The following is a 2,218-nucleotide window of genomic DNA, read 5'->3' on the forward strand; positions in this document are numbered from 1 at the left end:
TTGTCCTGTGGTCTCTGGTTCCAATTCCCTAAAACTCCAGAACTTTGTATCTGACTCAGAGATGAGAATTGCTATATTATCAACTTGTGAGGCAAGTTTGTCAACGCTTTATATGAAATACGACAAATGATGCTAGTTATGAATTTCCCCATCTCCCTATCCCCCATCTTCCTATTAATATGTCGGTAGGAAACATTAACCTATTTGATATTAGTTACTATTGCCAAACAAAAACTTAGACTTCATATTCTGGCAAATCGCTCTGAATATTGTCATCTTCCGATTTAATATCGTAGTTTCCATTCCATTCATACCCATGCCAAGTACCATTTTCAGAAAAATGATGAACTTGATACTCAGTCAAATAGTTATATGAAGGTTTAATAGGGGGCTTTATTTAATTTTAATAATTAAACTAAAAAATATATTTATTATATAACATATCTTACTTATTAAACTGAAATAAATCATCTATCTCAAGATATAGATCCTATACCTATCTCTAGACTAATTTTAATTCCAGCAAATTAAAAAAGCTGTTTTTCTTGGATATTAATTATGCATTATATCCAAAATATCGTGAAAAAGAGACAGCAAATAGGGTAAACCGAACCTATAAAAAATCAACCCTAACTCTTGATTTTTATGTCGTCTTCAATTCTTGTATATCCTATGTGATATCTGAATTATAGCAACTCAATTTTTACTGCAAATGTGATTAATTATTGATTTGTCTACCTAAAATCATCCAAGCTTTACTGCCACTTCAACCTTTTGATAGATGTGAATTTATATTTTTTTAATTTACTATGACTGTAGTAAGTTCAAATTTCGGATTAAGGAGCATTCTAATATTATGTATTTATTAGAAGTTGCTATAGAAGCTACTACAAAAGTACCTCATTTTCCTTTTGCTGCAACGGCAGTATTAGTAATAGGGTTCATTGCTGCAGTAACAATAGGTTCTATTGCCTGGTACAACTCTAAGCGTCCCGCTGGTTGGGAAAACAAAGAACGTCCTGATGTTGTTCCTAAAGTTGATTCATAAAAAATAAAATACTGAATAATATCTGGTTTAGTCGAGCGATCGATAAAACATTTTTTTTAAGTTCAATAAAAATTTATTTGGAGGTCAAGTAATGACAAATCAAACAAATATAAGTCCTAGCTACGATGCTAATATCATTCCTACAGATGTAGCAGATAGGATGGAAAGAGAGGGAGAAAACTTTATGAAAACTCCTGAAGCAGAAGCAGAAGAAAATAATACTACATCAGGTTATACTGTTGATACAGAAGGTAGGTTAAATAATTTTGCGATTGAACCTGAAATGTATGTCAATGAACCAGGAGATTTAAGACAGCAAGAAGAAGAACAAAGACTAGAACGTGCTAAAACTATGAAAGAAATAAATCAGACTAATGAAGATGGAAATTTAAGTATGTCTGAAGATAATCGTGGTAAAGGAACAGGTATAATTTAGTTATCAACTATAATTAGTTTAGCTGCACATATCATCAAGTATTCAGAAGTGACATAAAAATTTTTAGCCTAGCATTATTAGCTAGGCTTTTTTGTTGATAGAGGCAAAATCAAAAATTATACCGATCTTACCGAATTACCGAATAATTAGGGTTTGCGTATGGAAAGTCTTATGGGTGAGGGGAGGAGACAGGAGAAATGGGGAATTTAGAGGAGTTAGTCGAATATTTTATCCCTCAATTTTTCTGCAATTATTCTCCTTTCAACCCTAACTTTCTGCTTGCTCAAGCTGAATTTGCCAGACCCCCTGGGGCGAAAAAAAGCCTAAAACCTCTATCTGTCGATTAAAAAAACTGACACTCCCGCCTGTTCTCTGTTCCCTAAAAGCGATAAGGTTGTTATACACAAATACAATAGGACTCCTATATCTATCAAATTGCATAATCATAAAATACATCAAGATACTCCTTTCGATAGAAGAAAGCTTAAAAAATTATTATTAATATATAAATGTAGATAAAAAAAGTTTTGAGGTTAATACATATGAGTACCGAAGATAGAGTACAAGCAACTATGAAAAATGTTGAAGGAAAAGCTCAAGAAATGCTCGGAGAAATTACAGGTAATCCAGAAGATCAGGCTGAAGGACAAGTTAAGCAAGGTGAAGCTAAAGCAGAACATACTGTAGAGAATGCTAAAGATGAAGCTAAGAAAAAAATTGACTAGACTGACGAA

The 2,218-nt window shown here is 32.6% G+C and carries 5 protein-coding genes; 4 read left to right on the plus strand and 1 reads right to left on the minus strand.

All coding sequences use genetic code 11. The features are described 5' to 3' along the window. Positions 1–235: 235 nt before the first annotated feature. Positions 236–364 carry a hypothetical protein gene (locus F6K22_RS39185; RefSeq protein ID WP_293110381.1) on the minus strand — a complete coding sequence of 43 codons (129 nt, stop codon included), beginning with the start codon at positions 362–364 and terminating at the stop codon, positions 236–238. Between the two features lie 492 nt (positions 365–856). Between F6K22_RS39185 and psb35 the strand changes: the two genes are divergently transcribed. From psb35 to F6K22_RS39205, 4 genes are all read left to right on the plus strand, one after another. Beyond that, positions 857–1,048, plus strand: a complete 192-nt coding sequence (gene psb35, locus F6K22_RS39190; RefSeq protein ID WP_293110383.1) for a photosystem II assembly protein Psb35 — start codon at positions 857–859, stop codon at positions 1,046–1,048. Between the two features lie 91 nt (positions 1,049–1,139). Continuing rightward, positions 1,140–1,484 (plus strand): hypothetical protein, encoded by a 345-nt coding sequence (locus F6K22_RS39195; RefSeq protein ID WP_293110385.1) that lies wholly within the window; start codon positions 1,140–1,142, stop codon positions 1,482–1,484. A 197-nt stretch (positions 1,485–1,681) separates the two neighbouring features. Next, positions 1,682–1,831 carry a hypothetical protein gene (locus tag F6K22_RS39200; protein ID WP_293110387.1) on the plus strand — a complete coding sequence of 50 codons (150 nt, stop codon included), beginning with the start codon at positions 1,682–1,684 and terminating at the stop codon, positions 1,829–1,831. Positions 1,832–2,026: 195 nt separating this feature from the next. Continuing rightward, positions 2,027–2,209 (plus strand): CsbD family protein, encoded by a 183-nt coding sequence (locus tag F6K22_RS39205; protein ID WP_293110389.1) that lies wholly within the window; start codon positions 2,027–2,029, stop codon positions 2,207–2,209. The last annotated feature ends 9 nt before the right edge of the window (positions 2,210–2,218 follow it).

The sequence above is a fragment of the Okeania sp. SIO2F4 genome, assembly GCF_010672385.1.
Lineage (GTDB): Bacteria > Cyanobacteriota > Cyanobacteriia > Cyanobacteriales > Microcoleaceae > Trichodesmium.

Coding starts and splice junctions, on each gene's coding strand:
- psb35 (WP_293110383.1), top strand. CDS start 857: ATGTATTTATTAGAAGTTGCTATAGAAGCTACTACAAAAGTACCTCAT.
- F6K22_RS39195 (WP_293110385.1), top strand. CDS start 1,140: ATGACAAATCAAACAAATATAAGTCCTAGCTACGATGCTAATATCATT.
- F6K22_RS39200 (WP_293110387.1), top strand. CDS start 1,682: ATGGGGAATTTAGAGGAGTTAGTCGAATATTTTATCCCTCAATTTTTC.
- F6K22_RS39205 (WP_293110389.1), top strand. CDS start 2,027: ATGAGTACCGAAGATAGAGTACAAGCAACTATGAAAAATGTTGAAGGA.